Origin of the sequence: Bacillus sp. FSL W7-1346 (genome assembly GCF_038593335.1) — a bacterium.
Classification (GTDB): domain Bacteria; phylum Bacillota; class Bacilli; order Bacillales; family Bacillaceae; genus Bacillus; species Bacillus altitudinis.
The window spans coordinates 3,112,300-3,132,498 of the sequence record NZ_CP151988.1 but is presented as its reverse complement, the minus strand read 5'-3'; the positions used below and the strand labels follow the sequence as shown (position 1 = coordinate 3,132,498).

The 20,199-nt window shown below is 42.6% G+C and carries 22 protein-coding genes; 18 read left to right on the top strand and 4 right to left on the bottom strand.

The window, feature by feature from the left end; genetic code table 11:
* Nucleotides 1–26 precede the first annotated feature (26 nt).
* Genes NST09_RS16265 through nagA form a run of 3 tightly spaced genes read right to left on the bottom strand, consistent with a single transcriptional unit; the run spans nt 27 to nt 2,686 of the window.
* Nucleotides 27–752 carry a GntR family transcriptional regulator gene (locus NST09_RS16265; protein WP_148779751.1) on the bottom strand — a complete coding sequence of 242 codons (726 nt, stop codon included), beginning with the start codon at nt 750–752 and terminating at the stop codon, nt 27–29.
* Between the two features lie 18 nt (nt 753–770).
* Nucleotides 771–1,496 carry a glucosamine-6-phosphate deaminase gene (gene nagB / locus NST09_RS16260; protein WP_035389633.1) on the bottom strand — a complete coding sequence of 242 codons (726 nt, stop codon included), beginning with the start codon at nt 1,494–1,496 and terminating at the stop codon, nt 771–773.
* Entirely contained in the window at nt 1,496–2,686 is a 1,191-nt protein-coding gene (gene nagA / locus NST09_RS16255) for an N-acetylglucosamine-6-phosphate deacetylase (protein ID WP_144625671.1), read from the bottom strand. The genes nagB and nagA overlap by 1 nt, the downstream gene beginning before the upstream one ends.
* A gap of 176 nt (nt 2,687–2,862) precedes the next feature.
* On the opposite strand from nagA, the gene hprK reads away from it, so the two are divergent.
* The 7 genes from hprK (at nt 2,863) to NST09_RS16220 (ending at nt 7,986) form a co-directional block, all read left to right on the top strand.
* Entirely contained in the window at nt 2,863–3,795 is a 933-nt protein-coding gene (gene hprK / locus NST09_RS16250) for an HPr(Ser) kinase/phosphatase (RefSeq protein WP_003212943.1), read from the top strand.
* A gap of 11 nt (nt 3,796–3,806) precedes the next feature.
* Nucleotides 3,807–4,631 (top strand): prolipoprotein diacylglyceryl transferase, encoded by an 825-nt coding sequence (lgt, locus tag NST09_RS16245; protein WP_046344550.1) that lies wholly within the window; start codon nt 3,807–3,809, stop codon nt 4,629–4,631.
* Between the two features lie 16 nt (nt 4,632–4,647).
* Nucleotides 4,648–5,592, top strand: a complete 945-nt coding sequence (locus NST09_RS16240) for a nucleoside recognition domain-containing protein (RefSeq protein ID WP_025208037.1) — start codon at nt 4,648–4,650, stop codon at nt 5,590–5,592.
* Nucleotides 5,589–6,239, top strand: coding sequence for a pyrophosphatase PpaX (gene ppaX, locus NST09_RS16235; protein ID WP_017357895.1), 651 nt, complete (start codon nt 5,589–5,591; stop codon nt 6,237–6,239). The genes NST09_RS16240 and ppaX overlap by 4 nt, the downstream gene beginning before the upstream one ends.
* 1 nt (nt 6,240) lies before the next feature.
* The gene (locus NST09_RS16230; protein ID WP_017368116.1) at nt 6,241–6,759 is read left to right on the top strand and encodes an acyltransferase; all 519 of its coding nucleotides are present in this window, start codon (nt 6,241–6,243) and stop codon (nt 6,757–6,759) included.
* A gap of 69 nt (nt 6,760–6,828) precedes the next feature.
* The gene (locus NST09_RS16225) at nt 6,829–7,257 is read left to right on the top strand and encodes an Rrf2 family transcriptional regulator (RefSeq protein ID WP_003213266.1); all 429 of its coding nucleotides are present in this window, start codon (nt 6,829–6,831) and stop codon (nt 7,255–7,257) included.
* 87 nt (nt 7,258–7,344) lie between these two features.
* On the top strand, nt 7,345–7,986 hold the full coding sequence (locus tag NST09_RS16220; RefSeq protein WP_212046942.1) for an NAD(P)-dependent oxidoreductase: 642 nt from the start codon (nt 7,345–7,347) through the stop codon (nt 7,984–7,986).
* A 31-nt stretch (nt 7,987–8,017) separates the two neighbouring features.
* Here NST09_RS16220 and NST09_RS16215 read toward each other — a convergent pair whose 3' ends face one another.
* The gene (locus tag NST09_RS16215; RefSeq protein WP_342493119.1) at nt 8,018–8,809 is read right to left on the bottom strand and encodes a C39 family peptidase; all 792 of its coding nucleotides are present in this window, start codon (nt 8,807–8,809) and stop codon (nt 8,018–8,020) included.
* A gap of 230 nt (nt 8,810–9,039) precedes the next feature.
* Here NST09_RS16215 and NST09_RS16210 point away from each other — a divergent pair, with 230 nt between their 5' ends.
* The 11 genes from NST09_RS16210 to trxB all read left to right on the top strand — a co-directional run bounded on the left by NST09_RS16210 (nt 9,040) and on the right by trxB (nt 19,992).
* On the top strand, nt 9,040–10,215 hold the full coding sequence (locus NST09_RS16210) for an ATP phosphoribosyltransferase regulatory subunit (RefSeq protein WP_079919148.1): 1,176 nt from the start codon (nt 9,040–9,042) through the stop codon (nt 10,213–10,215).
* A complete protein-coding gene (gene hisG / locus NST09_RS16205; RefSeq protein ID WP_007500071.1) occupies nt 10,208–10,855 on the top strand; it encodes an ATP phosphoribosyltransferase in 648 nt (215 codons plus the stop codon). The genes NST09_RS16210 and hisG overlap by 8 nt, the downstream gene beginning before the upstream one ends.
* On the top strand, nt 10,852–12,141 hold the full coding sequence (gene hisD / locus NST09_RS16200) for a histidinol dehydrogenase (protein WP_050826641.1): 1,290 nt from the start codon (nt 10,852–10,854) through the stop codon (nt 12,139–12,141). Before hisG ends, hisD begins: the two co-directional genes overlap by 4 nt.
* Nucleotides 12,138–12,722, top strand: a complete 585-nt coding sequence (hisB, locus tag NST09_RS16195) for an imidazoleglycerol-phosphate dehydratase HisB (protein ID WP_017368110.1) — start codon at nt 12,138–12,140, stop codon at nt 12,720–12,722. Before hisD ends, hisB begins: the two co-directional genes overlap by 4 nt.
* Nucleotides 12,722–13,360, top strand: a complete 639-nt coding sequence (gene hisH / locus NST09_RS16190; RefSeq protein WP_017368109.1) for an imidazole glycerol phosphate synthase subunit HisH — start codon at nt 12,722–12,724, stop codon at nt 13,358–13,360. Before hisB ends, hisH begins: the two co-directional genes overlap by 1 nt.
* Nucleotides 13,357–14,094 (top strand): 1-(5-phosphoribosyl)-5-[(5-phosphoribosylamino)methylideneamino]imidazole-4-carboxamide isomerase, encoded by a 738-nt coding sequence (gene hisA / locus NST09_RS16185; protein ID WP_007500079.1) that lies wholly within the window; start codon nt 13,357–13,359, stop codon nt 14,092–14,094. The genes hisH and hisA overlap by 4 nt, the downstream gene beginning before the upstream one ends.
* The gene (gene hisF, locus NST09_RS16180; RefSeq protein ID WP_108611010.1) at nt 14,091–14,849 is read left to right on the top strand and encodes an imidazole glycerol phosphate synthase subunit HisF; all 759 of its coding nucleotides are present in this window, start codon (nt 14,091–14,093) and stop codon (nt 14,847–14,849) included. The genes hisA and hisF overlap by 4 nt, the downstream gene beginning before the upstream one ends.
* Nucleotides 14,846–15,475 (top strand): bifunctional phosphoribosyl-AMP cyclohydrolase/phosphoribosyl-ATP diphosphatase HisIE, encoded by a 630-nt coding sequence (gene hisIE, locus NST09_RS16175; RefSeq protein WP_108611009.1) that lies wholly within the window; start codon nt 14,846–14,848, stop codon nt 15,473–15,475. Before hisF ends, hisIE begins: the two co-directional genes overlap by 4 nt.
* Nucleotides 15,476–15,605: 130 nt before the next feature.
* Nucleotides 15,606–17,066 carry a tetratricopeptide repeat protein gene (locus NST09_RS16170; RefSeq protein WP_017357904.1) on the top strand — a complete coding sequence of 487 codons (1,461 nt, stop codon included), beginning with the start codon at nt 15,606–15,608 and terminating at the stop codon, nt 17,064–17,066.
* A gap of 364 nt (nt 17,067–17,430) precedes the next feature.
* Complete coding sequence (locus NST09_RS16165) at nt 17,431–18,807, top strand: NlpC/P60 family protein (protein ID WP_052320275.1); 1,377 nt, start codon at nt 17,431–17,433, stop codon at nt 18,805–18,807.
* Nucleotides 18,808–19,041: 234 nt separating this feature from the next.
* On the top strand, nt 19,042–19,992 hold the full coding sequence (gene trxB / locus NST09_RS16160) for a thioredoxin-disulfide reductase (RefSeq protein WP_024719880.1): 951 nt from the start codon (nt 19,042–19,044) through the stop codon (nt 19,990–19,992).
* Nucleotides 19,993–20,199 lie beyond the last annotated feature (207 nt).

Sequence of the window (20,199 nt, the reverse complement as noted above, 5' to 3'; positions counted from 1 at the left end):
AAAACTGTGCTTTCAGGAGCACAGTTTTATCTTTCCATTGTGTGAGTGAGCTTGTATCGATCCCCTCTATAAACGGATATGACATACTCGAATGGAAGGTCATTTTGAAAATAAGTTGTTCTTGCAATGGAGAGAACAGGGTCCCCTAATGAAATAGACAGCGCGTTAGCTTCTTCCTTTGAAGCAACATTGGCTTCAAGCTCCTGCTTGGCATGGGCGATGGTTAGACCTGTGTTCGCTTCTATATATTCATATAAAGATCCAGTTAAATGTTCCTTTGTGAGCTCGCCAGCAAATTTTTCAGGAATATAACTCGTTTCAATAGCCATTGGTTCATCGTTTGCAAGGCGGATTCGTTTTAATTCATAGACATTTTCACTGTTCGACAGCTGTAATGATTGCAGCAAGTGCTCTGGGCATGCGACTTTTTTGAAATCAATCAACTGACTTGAAGCTTTGAGCCCACGTTGACGCATATCTTCTGTAAAGCTTGTTAAGCCCTGAAGCGGTTGTTCAAATTTCTTTCGGCTAACAAATGTTCCTTTTCCTTTTTGCCGGTATAAATATCCTTCGTTCACAAGGTTCGATAAGGCTTGTCTGACAGTCATTCGGCTAATACCAAAGCGTTCGGCATATTCTCTTTCAGAAGGAATGAGTGTATCAGGTGCTAACGTTCCATCCTCAATCTGCTTTTTCAAGTTCTCCATAATCTGATGGTACATGGGGATAGGTGACTGCTTATCAATAAACATGTGAAAATCCTCTCGTGTTTAGCGTAGTGAACCAGCTTCTCGATCAATAAAAATCGTCACATCTTCATGAAGTTTCAGAGCAGATGCAGGGAAGTCTGGGTGAATCTCTGTTCGTTCTAAATATTGTATCACGTCCGCTTTTGATTTTCCTGATGCGAGAAGGAGAATTTTTTTACTTGAAAGAATGCTTGCAATTCCCATTGTAATGGCATGTGTAGGCACCTCATCAATAGAAGAAAAGTATCTTGCATTGGCTTGGCGAGTGTGTTCATCTAATTGGACGACATGCGTCTTTGAGTCAAAAGGAGTACCAGGTTCATTAAACCCGATATGTCCATTTTGTCCGATACCAAGTAGCTGAAGATCAATACCCCCTAAATCTTCAATGAGCTGATCATACCTTAAGCACTCTTCTTCCAAGTGAGCAGCAGCACCATTGGGGAGGAAATATTGATCTGATGGGAGATCAATATGGTCGAATAAATGACGCTTCATGTAAGTCATATAACTATTTTCATGATTTGGATCAATTCCCACGTACTCATCCAGATTCACTGTTCTTGCTTGTTTGAAAGACAATTGTTCTGTTTGATGCAACTGAATTAACTCTTTATAAGTATCAATTGGTGTACCGCCAGTTGCCAGACCGAGAACCGCATCTGTTTTTGATTTAATGGTACGTGCAATGAAAGCAGCTGCTGCTTTTCCTAATTGATCTTTATCTGCAAATTCGATGATGTTCATCAGTGTGTGGCCTCCTTTTTTTCATAAACGATTTGTCCATGGCAGATCGTCATCATGAGTTCGCCAGCTTCATCCCAAATGACCAAGTCTGCCAGTTTTCCAACTTCGATCGAACCGAGCTGATGATCGATCCCGAGCTGAGTGGCTGCATTTGTTGAGGTCATTTGAGCAATTTCTGTCCATCCACATTGTGTGATCTGTCTCATACGTTTGACCCCATCTTTCATTTGTAAAATCGATCCTGCAAGTGTTCCATCTGCCAGCAATGCTTTTTCACCGCTGACTGTCACAGTCTGACCGCCAAATTCGTAGGTTCCCTCTCCAAGTCCTTTTGCACGCATTGAGTCTGTAATCATGATCAAACGTTCACTTCCCTTAGCCAAATACGCAAGCTTTACGGAAAGAGGATGTGAATGAATGCCATCTGTAATCAGCTCAGTCAAAAGCTCTTCGTTTGTAAGCGCAGCCCCTGCAACATTTGGCTCACGATGCTGAAATGAACTCATCGCATTATAAAGATGCGTGACATGACGCGCGCCGTGATTTGCTGCTAGTTCAATCATGTCATGAGAAGCATTTGTATGTCCAATAGAAGGAATGATATCTTTTTCTTTTAGCAGGGAAAGGAATGCAAAATCAGTATCTTCCTCAGGTGCAAAAGTGACAATTCGAATCAGCTGATCAGATGCACTCAGCCATTTCTCAAAAAGAGGAAGGTTAGCCTGTGTAATCCATTGAGCAGGCTGCGCTCCAGCTTTATCTTTAGAAATAAAAGGACCTTCTAGATGAATGCCTAAACATTGTGCCTGACTTCCAGCCTGTTTTTCATTATAGGGTCTCCACTGTGCGACATTTTTAAGTGCTTGCTCAATCTCTTGATGATTTTGTGTAATGGTTGTTGCTAAAAAGCTTGTCGTTCCTTCTGCGGGTAAGTGATCAGCAAGTGTATTCATGGCTTCTGGTGTGGCATCCATCATATCTGCACCATATCCCCCATGGATGTGAATATCAATCATTCCGGGGAGTAAATAAAAGTTTTCCCGGGAAATATATACTTTTTCATAATTTCCTGTCGGCGGTGATGTTGAAATATAGTCGATCTTGCCATCGCGTAAACCGACAAAACCGTTTTCAATGATTTCTGTCTTTGTCACAATATGAATATTGGAGAGCAATAAAGAACTGCTCATGATTGTGCCCCCTTATTCTCGTCGTTAGATTCAGTTTACCTTTTTTAAGTATAGTTGTCTATACCAGTAAATGTGATGAAACAGGATCAGGATAAAATACTATTTTGGGTTCATCATTGAAAGTGATAAAATAGAGCTGTATTTCTGAAACGCCTGCGATAAAAGGAGGAAGAAGCGTGCCGAAAGTTCGTACGAAGGACATAATGGAACAATTTCATCTTGAACTGGTAAGTGGGGAGGAAGGGATTAATCGTCCCATTACAATCAGTGATCTTTCCAGACCAGGTATTGAAATGGCTGGATATTTTACATATTACCCAAAAGAAAGAGTTCAACTTTTAGGGAAGACAGAGCTTTCTTTTTTTGAACAGCTCCCAGAACGCGAACGAAAGCAGAGAATGATGTCTCTTTGTACAGATATTACCCCTGCCATCATTTTGTCACGAGATCGTGAAGTACCAAAGGAATTGATCGAAGCTTCAAACGAAAATGGAGTGCCGGTTTTACGCTCAAGCTTAAAGACGACAAGACTTTCGAGTCGATTAACGAACTTCTTAGAAAGCAAGCTTGCACCAACGACTGCGATTCATGGCGTACTCGTAGATGTATATGGTGTAGGTGTGCTGTTAATTGGAAAAAGTGGTGTAGGTAAAAGTGAAACGGCTTTAGAATTAGTGAAGAGAGGACACAGGCTGGTTGCAGACGATTGCGTGGAAATCAGGCAAGAGGATCAGGATACGTTAGTTGGAAGCGCACCAGAGCTGATTGAGCACCTTCTAGAAATCCGTGGATTAGGCATTATTAATGTGATGACCTTATTTGGAGCGGGCGCTGTCAGAAGCTATAAGAGAATTACGATTGTTATGAACCTTGAGCTTTGGGAACAAGGCAAACAGTATGACCGTTTAGGACTTGAGGAAGAAAAAATGCGAATCATCGATACAGATGTACCAAAGCTGACCATCCCTGTACGTCCGGGACGAAATTTAGCGGTCATCATCGAGGTAGCTGCTATGAACTTCAGATTGAAACGAATGGGACATAATGCAGCGGAACAATTTACAAGTAAACTTGCCGATGTCATTGAAGACAATGGCCAGGATGAATAGGAGCTGTCTATATGAATGAAGCAATTCAACCAATTGATCCGATTGCTTTTCAGCTCGGACCTATTTCGGTTCATTGGTATGGTGTGATTATTGGGGTCGGAGCGCTGCTTGGACTCTGGCTCGCATTAAGGGAGTGTGAAAAAAGAGGCATCAATAAAGATATGTTTATTGATCTCATCTTATTTGCCATTCCTATCGCCATTATTTGTGCACGAATTTATTATGTATCCTTTGAATGGGATTATTATCAGCAGCACCCAAATGAAATCATCAAGATTTGGAATGGCGGAATTGCCATACATGGTGGACTGATAGGGGCGGTGCTGACAGCGATTGTCTTTACTAAAGTGAGGAAGGTGTCCTTTTGGAAAATCGCCGATGTCGCAGCGCCTAGTATTTTACTAGGGCAAGCCATCGGGCGCTGGGGGAACTTTATTAATCAGGAAGCGCATGGTGAGGCTGTTTCAAGAGCCTTTTTAGAAAATTTGCACCTGCCTGAGTTTATTATTAATCAGATGTACATTGACGGGACCTACTATCACCCTACGTTCTTATATGAATCATTATGGAATATCGCAGGCGTTTTGATATTAATCTTATTACGTAGAACATCATTGCGTCGAGGCGAAATGTTCTTGTCTTATTTAATCTGGTATTCAATCGGCCGTTTCTTCATTGAAGGAATGAGAACAGACAGCTTAATGCTGACTGAGCATCTTCGAATTGCACAGATGATTTCGATTGCCATATTTGCAGTGGCTGTTTTGCTGATTGTGTTTAGAAGAATCAAGGGATATGCATCTATACGGTATAAAGAGAACAACTCATCAAATTAAGCAAGGGGGATAAGAGATGGGTGAGACATGGAAAAACGGCTTGAAAGCAGGGTTATCGACAACTTGGACACTTGGAAAAGTCATTTTTCCGGTTACCATTCTCGTTAGTATCTTGCAGCATACACCTGTGATGGATTGGATGATACAATTCATCCGTCCTTTTATGGGCCTGTTTGGTCTTTCAGGGGAAGCGGCCATTCCGCTTGTTTTAGGAAATATGCTGAACTTGTATGCGGGTATTGCAGCCATCTTGACATTAGAGCTGCCTGTGAAGGAAGTGTTCATTTTAGCGGTCATGCTCTCCTTTTGTCACAACTTGATCATCGAATCAACAGTGGCGGCGAAGGTTGGGCTGCGGGTGTCTGTCATTTTGCTGGTGAGAATCAGTCTTGCCGTCGTGTCAGCAATTGTCATTCACCTCGTTTGGCAGGGAGGCGAGGAGCCGGCGCAATATGGTTTGCTGACAGCTGCTCAGTCGGCTGATGTGCCTTCTAGCTGGTATATGATCGTACTTCTTGCTTTACAGAAAGCTGTTCTTGGTGTGCTGCAGCTGGCTTGTATTGTCATTCCTCTCATGATCATCATTCAATTTATGAGAGACTTAGGGTGGCTCCATACGCTGTCTAAGTGGCTGTCTCCTTTTACGAGAATGCTTGGAATGAAAGAAAATACGTCTATGACGATGGTGGCTGGTTTAACCATTGGTCTTGCCTACGGGGCAGGCGTCATGATGAAGGCAGTGGAAGAGGACGGTGTCAGCAAAAAGGATTTAACGCTTGCTTTCATTTTCCTTGTGGCGTGTCATGCGGTGGTCGAAGATACACTCATTTTCATTCCTTTAGGTATTCCAGTCTGGCCGCTTCTTCTTATTCGCCTTATTTCTGCTATTTTATTGACAGCTGCCATCAGCTATATCTGGCGGAGGCGCGAACATACAGCTGTTAGAAAGGAAGCCATATGAACCAATCAACTATTAACACAGTGCTATTTGATTTAGATGGCACATTAATCAATACAAATGAATTAATTATTGCTTCATTTCAGCATACGCTTGATCATTATTACCCTGGTCAATACAGCCGTGAGGATATCCTTCATTTCATTGGTCCATCATTATTTGATACATTCTCTGCAATGGATCCGAATCTGACAGATGACATGATTCAGATGTATCGAACGTTTAATCATGAACAGCATGACCTGCTTGTGACGGAGTACGAGACGGTGTTAGACACGTTGAAAATTCTTCAGGATCGAGGGTTTAAGCTTGGTATTGTGACTACAAAAATACGTGATACGGTTTTAATGGGATTAAAGCTGACTGGTTTGGAGCCTTTTTTTGAGGTCATTGTCACACTTGATGATGTACAAAATGAGAAGCCGCATCCAGAACCAGTCCAGCTGGCATTATCCAAGCTCGGCAGTGATCCGCATGAGGCGATCATGGTTGGCGATAACTATCACGACATTTTATCTGGTCAAGCGGCAGGGACGAAAACAGCAGGTGTTGCTTGGTCTATTAAGGGAGAAGAAGCCCTGTTAAAGCATCGCCCTGATTATATGCTGCAGAAAATGAGTGATCTCTTGGCGATTGTTGGAGCTGATTAAGTTGAGAAAAACAGATCGTTATCCTGTCAAAGGGGTCAATTCGCTTAGACAAGTCTATCGGACGGTCCCCTTTCTCAAGGTTGTGAAAAACTTTATCTTTATTCAAATGGCAAGGTATACGCCTTTTATGGGAATGAAAAATTGGATTTATCGCACCTTCCTTCGAATGAAAGTCGGGGAGGATACGGCGTTTGCTTTAATGGTGATGGTCGATCTCATGTTTCCTGAGAAAATCACTGTCGGTCGAAATAGTGTGATTGGCTATAACACGACCATTTTGTCCCATGAGTATTTGATTAAAGAGTATAGGCTTGGGGAAGTCTATATTGGTGATGAAGTCTTAATTGGGGCAAATTCAACGATTCTACCTGGAGTGACAATTGGTGATGGTGCGATTGTATCGGCAGGAACTCTTGTGAACAAAGATGTTCCGGCAGGCTCCTTTGTTGGAGGTAATCCAATGCGGATGATATATACAAAAGAGGAAATGGAAGCACGTCAATCTACGTCTGCTGAGTAGCTCGGCAGACTTTTTTGTTGACATTCTAACTTGGTGTAACTATAATGATTACAACAGAGGTGAGAAAACATGAAAATCAGCAGCAGATTTACTGTCGCTGTCCATATTCTGGCCTTGCTATCACTTGAAAAAGGATCATTACAGACATCGGAGGATATCGCAGGAAGTGTCAATACAAATCCAGTGGTCATTCGCCGTATCATGAGTAAGCTCAAAAAAGCAGGCCTAATCTCAACGAGTCTTGGCAAAGGCGGTTCTCAATTGAACCGAAGTGAGGATGACATCACACTGCTCGATGTGTATAAAGCGGTTGAAGTTGTGGATGAGGGAGAATTGTTTCAAATTCATGAAAGCCCAAACCCTGACTGTCCGATCGGTGCCAATATTCAAGCTGTACTAGAATTAATTTTGTGCCGTGCCCAGAGTGCGATGGAGCAAGTGCTTGCTGAGATTAAATTAAGTGAACTAACGCAGGTTTTAATCAAAAAAATTGGATGATCTATTCAATTTTTTTTACCTCTGTTGTAACTATATCGGTTACATCTTAAGTGATCAAAATAACAATATATTGTGGGAGGAATTTACATGAAAATTGGAATCATTGGCGCAACAGGTAAAGCAGGACAACACATTTTAAAAGAAGCTCAATCAAGAGGGCACGAAGTAACGGCAATCGTTCGAGATGCACAAAAAGTGACCAATTCATCAGCAGCTGTTTTAGAAAAGGATGTTTTTCACTTAGAGGCAGGAGACGTCAAAGGTTTTGATGTGATCGTAAACGCATTTGGTGCACCAGCAGGACAAGAGCACCTTCATGTAGAAGCAGGGAAAAAACTCATTCATCTCTTGAAAGAGACACCAGAAACGCGTTTAATCGTTGTGGGAGGTGCTGGAAGTTTATTTGTAGATGAGGCCAAAACAACTAGACTGATGGACACACCAGAGTTTCCAAAGGAATACTTTGCAACTGCTTCACAGCAAGGAGAAAACTTAAAAGATCTTCAAAAGACCGAAGGAGTAAAATGGACATTTTTAAGTCCAGCAGCCTTCTTTAATCCAGCAGGCAAACGGACAGGTGCTTATGTGAAAGGCAAAGACCATCTTATCGTCAATTCAAAGGGTGACAGCTATGTGAGTTATGCTGACTACGCCGTTGCACTTGTCGATGAGATAGAACAAGCTGCTCATGTTGGAGAACGTTTTACTGTGGTTTCTGAAGCAGAATAAGAATATAAAAACCCCGCTAAATAGCGGGGTTTTATGCTTTAATAATAATCGCCTGACTGCCCATCTGTTTCCAAGAATCTTCAAACTGTTCACGATCGACTTTTTGATTCTTCTCTCCGTAAGGGTTATTTAAGTAGACGTGATCTTTGTCGTAGCCTGTGATGACTACGCTGTGCATATTAAAGCTGATATCTATTTTCCCATTTGGTGTATTCCATGTTTCAATGTTATCTGTTTTGGCAAAGGTCGAAGTGGTAATGACCCAGACAGGATAACCTTTTTCAAGTGATTGGTAAATGGCCTTTTTAACTGGCTTGCCGGTTAAGTCAACGGCTTGATTACCTACATATTTTTTCGCAAGCTGATAAATGGGTTCATGGTACACACCAAGACCTGGCCCATTCTCCATATCGCCTACAAACCCGTCATGAGGGTCTCCCTTTAAGCCATTCTCATAATTGAGCGGGACACGCTTCATCTCGTTTGCCAATGCGTTTTTCGTTATATGCTCATAGCCGCTGTAATGAAGAAGCATGGCTAAGCTCGTGACTTCGCATCCGTTATAAAGCTTTGGTGCATCCATTTGATTAAAGAGGATGACGTCCATGGCTTTTTTATTTCCTTTTAAACTAGATTGTGTCGTTTCTGTTTTTTTCGTAGAACGCGTTTCTTCTGCTGCTAGTGCGGTATCATTTTCTTTTTCTTTGGCTTCTTGCGGTGACGTTGTTTTCTTGACTTGGTCGAATTGTGAAATGAAAATAAAGCCGAAATAAACAAGACATGCGCACAACAAAGTTAAGATTAATGTCTGGATGAATTTCACTGTAATCTCCTGTGTTATTCAATATTTTTAAGTATTATAGCATGTTCCTAAAGCAAAGAGATCAAAAAGGATTAGGTGTCATTTTAATGTAATATATGAACAAATGATTAAGGAAAAAAAGGGGAAAATAAAAATGATTGATTTAATCACTTTATTTTGTTAGCATATTATCATATTAGCGAACTAAAGGATTCGGAATTTTTTGTTTTAATGTGTTGGAGGTGCGGAACATGTTCATGTTTGAAAAACCATATGGTATGCGAGATTCATTACCAGGATTGTATGAGACGAAGAAAAGGGTTAGGCATTCTTTAACAGAGGTCATGAATGGTTGGGGTTATCGTTTAATGGAAACGCCAACGCTTGAATTTTACGATACAGTCGGTGTTCAATCGGCGATTACAGATACGCAGTTGTTTAAGCTTCTTGATCAAAATGGTCAAACCCTTGTGCTTAGACCTGATATGACGGGACCAATTGCGAGAGTGGCGGCCTCAAAGCTTCACGAACAGGCATATCCGCTTCGAGTCGGTTATGCAGCCAACGTGTTTCGGGCACAGGAAAGAGAAGGCGGAAGACCTTCTGAATTTGAGCAGGTCGGTATTGAATTGATCGGTGATGGTTCGATTAGTGCAGATGCTGAGGTCATAGCGCTTGTCGTGTTTGCATTAAAAAATGCTGGACTTCAATCCTTCAAAATTGCGATCGGGCATGTGGCTTTAGCTGAGACCTTGTTTTTAGATGTACTAGGGAATACGGAGCGGGCAAACGTATTGCGCCGATTTTTATATGAAAAGAATTATGTGGGATACAGGCAGCATGTCAAACAATTGCCGCTCTCATCCATCGATAAAACAAGGCTGCTCCAGCTTTTAGAGCTGCGCGGCGGTCAAGAAGTGACCCAGCAGGCTGAAGAAATTGTGGTCTCACAAGAGGGCAAAGAAGTGCTGGCGGAGTTAAAGGCGCTGTGGGAGACACTTGAAGATTACGGCTGTACAGAATATATCCGTTTGGATTTAAGCATGGTCAGTCATATGAGCTACTATACGGGAATTTTGTTTGAAGTATTTGCAGATCATGTTGGGTCTGTGATCGGAAGTGGAGGAAGGTATGATCAATTGCTTGCTCACTTTGATGCACCCGCACCCGCTACAGGCTTCGGACTTCGATTAGACCGTCTTCTTGAGGCACTCGACGCAAAAGAAATAAATGAGCCCCAAGAGGCTGTGATTTTTAGTAAAGAACAACGGCTTGAAGCATTTGATTTTGCAGAAAAAGAGCGGAAAAAAGGCAAAAGGATTGTTCTCCAAGACTTAGCAGGTATTGAAAATATCGATGCCATGACCAAGGCATTTGAACAAGTGACTTATTTTATCGGCGCTAGAAAGGAAGAGCAAAATGGGTAAAGTGTTGACAATGGCAATGCCAAAGGGGCGGATATTTGAAGAAGCAGCAGGGCTATTAAGACAGGCTGGATATCAGCTGCCGGAGGAATTCGAAGATTCAAGAAAACTAATCATTGATGTACCGGAAGAAAATCTCCGCTTTATTTTAGCGAAGCCAATGGATGTGACGACATATGTAGAGCACGGTGTAGCGGATGTGGGCATTGCAGGGAAAGACGTCATGCTTGAAGAAGCACGGGATGTGTACGAAGTGCTCGATTTAAACATTAGCAAATGTCATTTAGCTGTAGCAGGCTTGCCGGGAGCCAGCTGGGGCGGTGTTGCGCCGCGTGTGGCCACAAAGTACCCAAATGTCGCTTCTTCTTATTTTAGAGAACAAGGTGAGCAGGTGGAGATCATTAAGCTAAATGGTTCCATTGAATTAGCACCGCTCATCGGACTTGCCGATCGAATTGTTGACATTGTCTCCACCGGTCAAACACTTAAGGAAAATGGGCTTGTCGAAACGGAACATATTTGTGACATTACGTCACGTTTTATTGTCAATCCTGTGAGCTATCGAATGAAGGATGCGGTAATCGATGAAATGGCGCAGCGTCTGGCAAGAATCATCGAAGGAGAAGGGGAGGAAACATCATGAACATCACCTACATACAAGAAGGTGAGACAGACACTCTCTCACTCAAGCGTTCTCTAGATACAGGAACGGAAGAGCAGCGACTGGCTGTTCAGCGGATTATCGAAGAAGTGAGAAAAAATGGTGACGAAGCCGTACGGTCTTTCACGAAGCAATTTGACGGTGTCTCTATTGAACAGCCACTTGTGACGGAGGATGAAAAGACAAAAGCCTACGAACGTTTGGACCCGGAGATGATCCAAATCATCCAAACGGCGATCCGGAATATTCGAACATACCACGAGCGTCAGCTAACCTCCTCTTGGTTTTATCACCAAAAGGACGGCTCAATGCTAGGTCAGAAAGTAACACCGCTTGATGCGGTCGGTGTATATGTCCCAGGGGGAACGGCCGCCTATCCATCATCTGTTTTAATGAATGTGATCCCAGCACTTGTTGCCGGCGTTGAGCGAATTGTCCTTGTGACACCGCCAGGAAATGACGGCCGTCTGTCTGACGCTGTGCTAGTAGCTGCGAAGGAGTTGGGCATTTCAGAAATGTACAAAATGGGCGGTGCTCAGGCGATAGCCGCTCTTGCATATGGAACGGAAAGTATTCAGCCTGTTGATAAAATCACCGGTCCAGGAAATATTTATGTAGCACTTGCCAAACGGGAAGTATTTGGTCAAGTAGACATTGATATGATTGCGGGTCCAAGTGAAATTGCTGTTTTAGCAGATGAAACGGCAACTGCACATGAGGTGGCAGCTGATTTGCTTTCACAGGCAGAGCATGATGCATTGGCATCCAGTATTTTGGTGACACCATCTAAAGGATTGGCTGAAAGAGTGCAAGCGGAGGTGCAAGCGCAGCTTGATACTTTGCCAAGGAAATCAATTGCAGCACAATCTATTCAAGACCATGGTTATATTTACGTAACAGAATCTTTGGATCGTGCAGTTGATATCGTGAACCAGTTAGCCCCAGAGCATTTAGAAGTGCTGACGGCGTATCCAGAATCACTACTTGGTCAAATCAAGCATGCTGGAGCAATTTTCTTAGGGCGTTACAGCCCAGAGCCGGTAGGGGATTACTTCGCAGGACCGAACCATGTGCTGCCAACAAACGGGACGGCAAGGTTTTCTAGTCCGCTCGGCGTCACGGATTTCCAAAAGAAAACGAGCATCATTTCATATAGTAAAGAAGCCTTTGAAACACATAGGGAAAGCATTGCGGCTTTTGCAAGATTAGAAGGGCTTGAAGCACATGCCAGATCGATTGAAGCGAGAAAGCGGGAGGAATCAAAATGAGACAGGCGGAAACAGCGAGACAGACAAATGAAACGAACATTTCGTTAGCGCTAGAGATTGATGGCGAAGGAAAAGCAGATATTCAGACAGATGTCCCTTTTATGACGCACATGCTCGACTTATTCACGAAGCATGGACATTTTAACTTAACTGTAGATGCAAAAGGAGACACAGATGTCGATGATCACCACACAACAGAAGATATTGGCATTGTGCTTGGGCAGATGTTTAAAGAAGCGCTCGGTGATAAAAAAGGAATTAAGCGCTACGGCTCTAGTTTTGTTCCAATGGATGAAACACTCGCCCAAGTAGTCGTGGATTTAAGCAATCGTCCTCATTTGGAAATGAGAGCCGATTTCCCTAGTCAGAAGGTCGGCACCTTTGATACGGAGCTGGTTCATGAGTTTCTTTGGAAATTTGCCCTTGAAGCACGAATCAATCTGCATGTGATCGTTCACTATGGAACCAATACCCACCATATGATTGAAGCCATTTTTAAAGCGATGGCACGCGCCTTAGATGAAGCAACAACCATTGATCCGCGTGTGAAAGGGATCCCGTCGACAAAGGGGATGCTCTAATGATTGGCGTCATTGACTATGGAATGGGAAATTTGTTTAGCGTATCAAAAGCACTGGAACGAGCAGGAGCGTCTTATATCGTGTCTTCTGAAGCAGAGGAGCTGAAAAAGGCAGATGCGTATATTTTGCCAGGAGTCGGTTCATTTCGTGATGCGATGCTGCTGTTAAGACAGACAGGACTTGAGGCGTTTATCCACCAAGTCGTGCAGGAAGGAAAGCTGTTATTTGGCATTTGCCTTGGCATGCAGTTGTTGTTTGAAGAAAGTGAAGAAGCAGGAAAAACAAAAGGGCTAGGCCTTTTAAAAGGACGTGTCGTTCTTTTGAAGGATCGTGATCAGGATGGACAAAGGCTGAAGGTGCCTCATATGGGCTGGAATGAGCTCACATTTCATCAGCCCTCTCCATTGTTTGAAGGTGTGCCGGAAGGATTTGCATACTTTGTTCACTCTTATTATGTGAGCGGCATGAATCCAGAAGACCTATTGGCAAGTGCACCCTATGGTGTGCAAGTACCTGCCGTTGTTGGGAAGGGGAATGTGTTTGGAACGCAGTTTCACCCTGAAAAAAGCAGTACAACAGGAATGGCACTGTTGAAACAGTTTATTCAATTAGCAAACGAACAGAGGGTGAGCAAATGAGTGATTTTACATTATATCCAGCAATTGATATGAGAAATGGCAAATGTGTACGACTTGTGCAAGGAGACTATGACCAAGAAACCATTTATGGAGATTCACCGTTAGACATGGCGAGACTGTTTGCAAATGAAGGAGCGAAATGGATACATCTCGTTGATTTAGATGGCGCAAAAGCAGGAAAACGCGTGAATCATGAGCATGTGCTGGCGATTGCTTCCTCATTAGATGTGAATGTCCAAATTGGCGGCGGCATTCGGACAGAAGAAGATGTTGCATTTTATTTAAACAATGGCGTATCGAGAGTCATTCTTGGCAGTTCAGCGGTGTCAAACCCGGTTTTTGTGAAAAAAATGCTGGCGCAATATGGAGAGAAAATCGCCATTGGCATTGATGCACGAAACGGTTTTGTATCGACTGAAGGCTGGCTTGAAACGTCGGAAGTGAAGGCGGAGGAACTTGGTCAGGAACTGGCAAAGGAAGGCGCAGAGGTCTTCATTTTCACGGATATTCAAATGGATGGCATGCTGTCTGGTCCAAATGTGGAAAGTACGGTTCGATTAGCAGAAGCAACTGGCAAACAAGTCATTGCCTCAGGTGGTGTCAGTGCAGTGAGTGATCTGCAAAAGCTGTCAGCACAAAAGCAGACAGGTGTGTCTGGTGCAATCATTGGCAAGGCGCTGTACACAAAGCAATTTACTTTAGCTGAAGCGTTTGAAGGGCTTGACAGCATATGATGACAAAACGAATCATTCCATGTCTTGATGTAAAGGAAGGGCGTGTGGTCAAAGGGATCCAATTTCTAGGGTTGAAGGATGCTGGTGATCCGGTCGAATTAGCGCAGATCTATGACGAGGAAGGTGCGGATGAACTCGTCTTTCTTGATATATCTGCCTCTCATGAAGGCCGAAAAACGATGGTGGATGTGGTCAAACAAGTGGCATCCACTCTCGCTATCCCGTTCACGGTGGGCGGCGGGATTAACCACCTTGATGACATGAAGCGTATTTTAAGAGCGGGGGCAGACAAGGTGTCTGTGAACACAGCGGCTGTTTTAAGACCGGAGCTAATAACAGAAGGAGCCGACTTTTTTGGTTCACAGTGCATAGTTGTTGCGATTGATGCGAAATACGATGAAGAGAAACAAGCATACATGGTCTATACGCACGGAGGACGCCGTCAAACGGATTTAGAAGTGAGTGACTGGGCGAAAGAAGCCGTGCGAAGAGGAGCAGGCGAGATCTTGCTGACTAGCATGGATGCCGATGGTGAGAAAACGGGCTTTGAGCATCGTTTGACGAAGCTTGTATCAGAAACAGTCACAGTGCCAGTTATTGCTTCAGGAGGTGCTGGCAATGCGCAGCATATGCTGGAGGCTTTTACAAAAGGTGAAGCTGATGCCGCACTCGCAGCCTCTATTTTCCATTATAAAGAAACCTCCATTCAAGAGGTGAAGACATTTTTGAGAGAACACGGGGTGAAGGTAAGATGAAACAGGCAAACGAATTAACCTTTAATAATGCAGGTCTCATTCCTGCCATTGTACAGGATGCTCAAAGCAAGGAAGTTCTTACTTTGGCGTATATGAATCAAGAATCCTATGAAAAAACATTAGAGACAGGGGAAACATGGTTTTTTAGCAGATCGAGAAATGAGCTTTGGCACAAAGGAGCCACATCTGGACACACCCAGCGTGTCACATCCATTCGCTATGACTGTGATCAAGATGCCCTGCTTGTTCTAGTGACACCAAGCGGTCCAGCCTGCCATACAGGCAGCTATAGCTGTTTTTCGGAAGAGGGCGTGAAACAGCAAAGGGGAGAACAAGACCGCTTTGCCATTTTAAATGAACTGGAACAGGTCATTGCGAAGCGTCAGATGGAAATGCCAGAAGGAGCTTATACAACCTATCTCTTTGAAAAAGGAGTCGACAAAATCCTGAAAAAGGTAGGGGAAGAAGCTTCTGAAGTCATCATTGCAGCGAAGAACCGTGATCAAGAAGAATTGAAATGGGAAACAGCAGATCTTCTGTATCACCTTCTTGTGTTATTACGTGAACAGCAGCTGCCTCTTGATGATGTATTAAAGGTATTGAAAAAGCGCCATCAAGGGGAATGAAAAGCTGGGGGTACCCCCAGCTTTTTGCTTTTAAATGAAAAACAAATCCTTCCTTTCCTTTTGTTCTATGTGACGACTCATGAAGTATGTTATACTACACACGGTACACTGTTCGAAATGGAGGGTATCGGTGAGTAAATACACTTCTCAAAATAATCACACACAAGTCGTCCAGCTATTCCAAGATGGGCATTACTTTTTTCATAAAGGTCTAAAAGCATATAGAGAAAGAAATCTGTCTAGGGCAAGTAAGCTGATACAGCGGGCCATCGTACTTGAGCCTGAAAATGTAGAAATGCTGTCGCAGCTTGCCATTATTTATACTGAAATGGGGCATTACCAACAATCTAATGAACTGCTTGATTTTATCCTTGAACACTTGGATGAGAACATGTCAGAGTGTCACTACTTTAAAGCCAATAATTATGCGAATCTCGGTTTGTTTCAAGAGGCATATAGATGCGCCACTGCTTATGCTGCGCTGGAAGAAGACGGGGAATTTGCAGATGAAAATGACGATCTCCTCGATCTGCTTGATATGAGTGACGATGTTGATGAAGATTTTCCTTATGATCAGGATGATCTGATTGTAAAGCAGGATCAAGCCAACCATTTGCTAGAAAGCGGCAGGCTGGATGAAGCAATCGAGATGCTGGAACAGATGATTGTTGAGTATCCAGAGTTTTGGTCAGCGTATAATAATCTCGCTTTGGCCTATTTTTATTCTGGCCAAATCGATCAGGCAAAAGAAATGTTGAACCGGGTCCTTCATGAAAATCCCGGTAATCTGCATGCCCTTTGTAATCAGCTTGTTTTCTATCATTATGAAAAAGAAGAAGAAAAGGTCAATCTGTTAGCGAAGCAATTAACGCACGTGTATCCAATATTAAGTGAACAGCGTTATAAGCTTGGCGCAACATTTGCCCTTGTTGGAGAATTTGAATGGGCATTTAAATGGCTTTATTCTTTGTATAAAACAGGTTTCCAAGGTGATAGTACGTTTTTATACTGGCTGGCAAGTGCAGCCTATTATACGGGCCACAAAACGCTGGCGCAAACCGTTTGGGATAAGATGGTGGAAGAAGATATTGATGCAGATGAAATCAAGCCGTGGCAAGACAAACCAGAGGAGTCTGAGCCAATGGTTTCAATTGAGGAACGACTCACTGCCTACTATGTCAGCAAACAAAAAGGTGAACGTGACGTCTTGCAATCTGTTCTTGATTCCCGCGCTGCGAAAACGGCCTTTGAACAGCAGTTTATTGAGTTACTTTTATATGAAGATCAAATGGAAGAACGATCGTTTTCAGAAGATGCGGTCTTCGCAAAACAGGCGGCATCTGCTTTGGAAGAAGCGGTGCAGCCTGATAGCCACATGCCATATTTTTGGTTATTCCATATTATTCAGCAAGCACGCGCTTCAGGCGTAGAGAAGAAAAATGCCATTGCATGGGCAGCAGCTTCTTATTATCTATGGATGAATGAACAAGAAGAATCAGCTGTCAGCAAAAAAGAGATCGCAGCTTCTTTTCAGATCAGCGTTCAAACGCTGTCAAAATATGAGAATGTTATTTGTGCGTTCATGGTTTGAATAGGTAAATAGAATCAGATAACAGCAGCATGGCCGAAAAGGTCATGCTTTTTTCTTGGATAAAAAGGTGGGATTTGCTAGGATTTGGCGAAGTATGACAATCTCGACATCTATTTGAAACATAAATGTAATAAAAATATTAGCTCATTTTGTCGATGTGTCATGTATAATGAAACTCGTGGATTAAAACAAAGACATATATTTAAATATTTTACTATACATAATGCAACACCTAGTGATAGAAACAATCTGGTCAACATCTGACTGAATCATCAGGAAGAAAGACACAGGAAGCACAGATTGGTCGCAGAGAATTTGCTGCTTTCTCATGTCGCTTGGGAAATTGTCAAAGGAGGAACTATACGTGAAAAAGTTTATTACTTTCGGTTTAGCTTCGGTGATTGGAGCGAGCGGTTTATTTATTCCATTTACTCATGAAGCAAATGCACAGAACTTTGAACAAAAGAAACAAGAACTAGACAGCAAGCAGTCAGAGGTAAACAAGAATCTTCAAAAGAAAAAAGAAGAGCTTTCAAAGCTTGAGGCAAAACAAGAGGCACTTGCGCTAAAGCTAAAAGAAATTGACGAAAAAGCTTTAAAAACAAGTGATCAAATCGAAGAAAAACAAAAAGAAAACGAAAAAACAAAAAAAGAAATCAAGGCACTGAAAAAAGAAATTGCTGATACAGAAAAACGTATCGAAGAAAGAAACGAATTCTTGAAAAAGCGTGTACGTGCGCTTCAAGAAAGCGGTGGTTCTACGAAATACATAGATGTATTACTAGGAGCAAAAAGCTTTAGCGATTTCATCAGTCGTGCAGGTGCTGTATCTACATTAATCAACGCAGACAGCGAAATCATTAAAGAACAAGAAAGAGACAAAGCGGAATTACAAAAGTCTGAAAACGAATTAAACACAAAGCTTGAAGATGTTCAAAAGACGCTTGCAAAGCTTGAAACACTTCAAACTGACTTAAATAAACAGCTTGATGAGAAAGACAAGCTATTCAAGCAAGTGAAAAAGCAAAAAGGAAGTGCTTCTTCTCAAATCAGCGAGTTAAACACTGAGGCAAACAGCATTGCATCTGAAAAAGACGCAACAATCGCTGCTCAAAAACAAGCTGAAAAAGAAGCAAGAGAAGCTGCTCAACAAGCAAAAGAAGAAAAAGCACAAAGACAACAGCAACGTCAAGCTAGTGTTCAAGCTGAAGACAACAGCTCTAATAACGACAGCGGTTCTTCTTCAAATAACAGTGGATCTTCAAATAACAACAACAACAGCAGTTCACCAAGCAAAAAGCCATCTTCTGGCGGTGGATCACCTGTTAGCAATAACGTAGGCGGAATCGAAGGTGCAATCAGCACAGGTTCTACGATTGTAGGACAATCTCCATATAAATGGGGCGGCGGCAGATCACAAGCCGATATTGACGCACGTCGTTTTGACTGTTCTTCATTCGTTCGCTGGGCATTTGCATCAGCAGGCATCAACCTTGGACCAGTTGGCGGTACAACAACAGATACGCTTGTAGGTAAAGGAAGAGCTGTAAGTGCATCTGACATGAAACGCGGAGACCTTGTGTTCTTTGATACGTATAAAGTAAATGGACACGTTGGTATTTACTTAGGAAACGGTACATTCTTGAACGATAACAGCTCTCGCGGTGTTTCAGTTGACTCTATGAGCAACGTTTACTGGAAAAAAGCATTCAATGGCGTTGTAAGAAGAGTCGTTGAATAAATCATTACTTACTATATAACCGTAAACAGGCTTCCTTAAACAGCAGTTTAAGGAAGCTTTTTCTTTTTTTGAAGATATGAGCAAATGATTCGCTTATTATCCGCAGATTTAATAGGATATGGGTAAGGAATAAAAGCTAAGAGTGGAAATGATGCTCTCTGTCATGAATGGAAGCATCACCCAAGGGCATTCTAATAAGAAATGCTAGCAGCAATTGAAGAGGGAGTGACAGTTGTGTCAGAAGAAAAAATCTACGATACGATCATCATTGGAGCGGGTCCTGCCGGAATGACAGCCGCTGTTTATACATCACGGGGAAATCTTTCAACACTGATGATTGAAAGAGGAATTCCAGGCGGCCAAATGGCGAATACGGAAGATGTCGAGAACTATCCGGGCTTTGAAAGCATCTTAGGGCCGGAACTTTCAAATAAAATGTTTGAGCATGCAAAGAAATTCGGTGCCGAGTATGCGTATGGCGATATTAAAGAAATTGTAGATGGTGAAGAGTACAAAATCGTCAAAGCTGGTTCCAAAGAATACAAAGGACGCTCTGTTATTATTGCGGCAGGTGCTGAATACAAAAAAATCGGTGCACCAGGCGAAAAAGAACTTGGCGGCCGCGGCGTATCATACTGCGCTGTATGTGACGGTGCCTTCTTTAAAAACAAAGAGCTTGTCGTGATTGGCGGAGGAGACTCAGCAGTAGAAGAGGGTGTTTACCTCACTCGCTTTGCGTCTAAAGTCACAATTGTCCATAGACGCGACAAACTTCGTGCCCAAAGCATCTTACAAGCACGTGCATTTGATAATGAAAAAATCGACTTTATGTGGAACAAAACCGTTAAAGAAATCAATGAAGAAAATGGGAAAGTCGGCAGTGTGACATTAATTGATACCGTGACAGGTGAGGAAGAAGACTTCAAAACAGATGGCGTCTTTATCTACATCGGTATGTTGCCGCTGTCTAAACCATTTGAAAATCTAGGGATTACAAATGCAGAGGGCTACATTGAGACGAACGAAAGAATGGAAACAAAAGTTGAAGGAATCTTCGCAGCTGGTGACATTCGTGAGAAAACACTTCGTCAAATCGTCACAGCAACAGGTGATGGAAGTATTGCAGCACAGAGTGCACAGCATTATGTAGAAGAGCTTGCTGAAAAGCTAAAAGCAATGAAATAAACAGCTGTCGTAAATCCTTAATATTGCGTCACGGGCTTTTAACTGGAATGTAACACGGGTGAAACAATTATCCGTTATGATAAAACTAGTAATTGACCCCCTTTTATAAGGAATACATGTTTGGCACGGATGTGAATCCGTGTCCTTTTTTTTGCTTAAAATCAGAAATTCACGAGATGTTCACAAATGACGCATGGAGAACCGTTA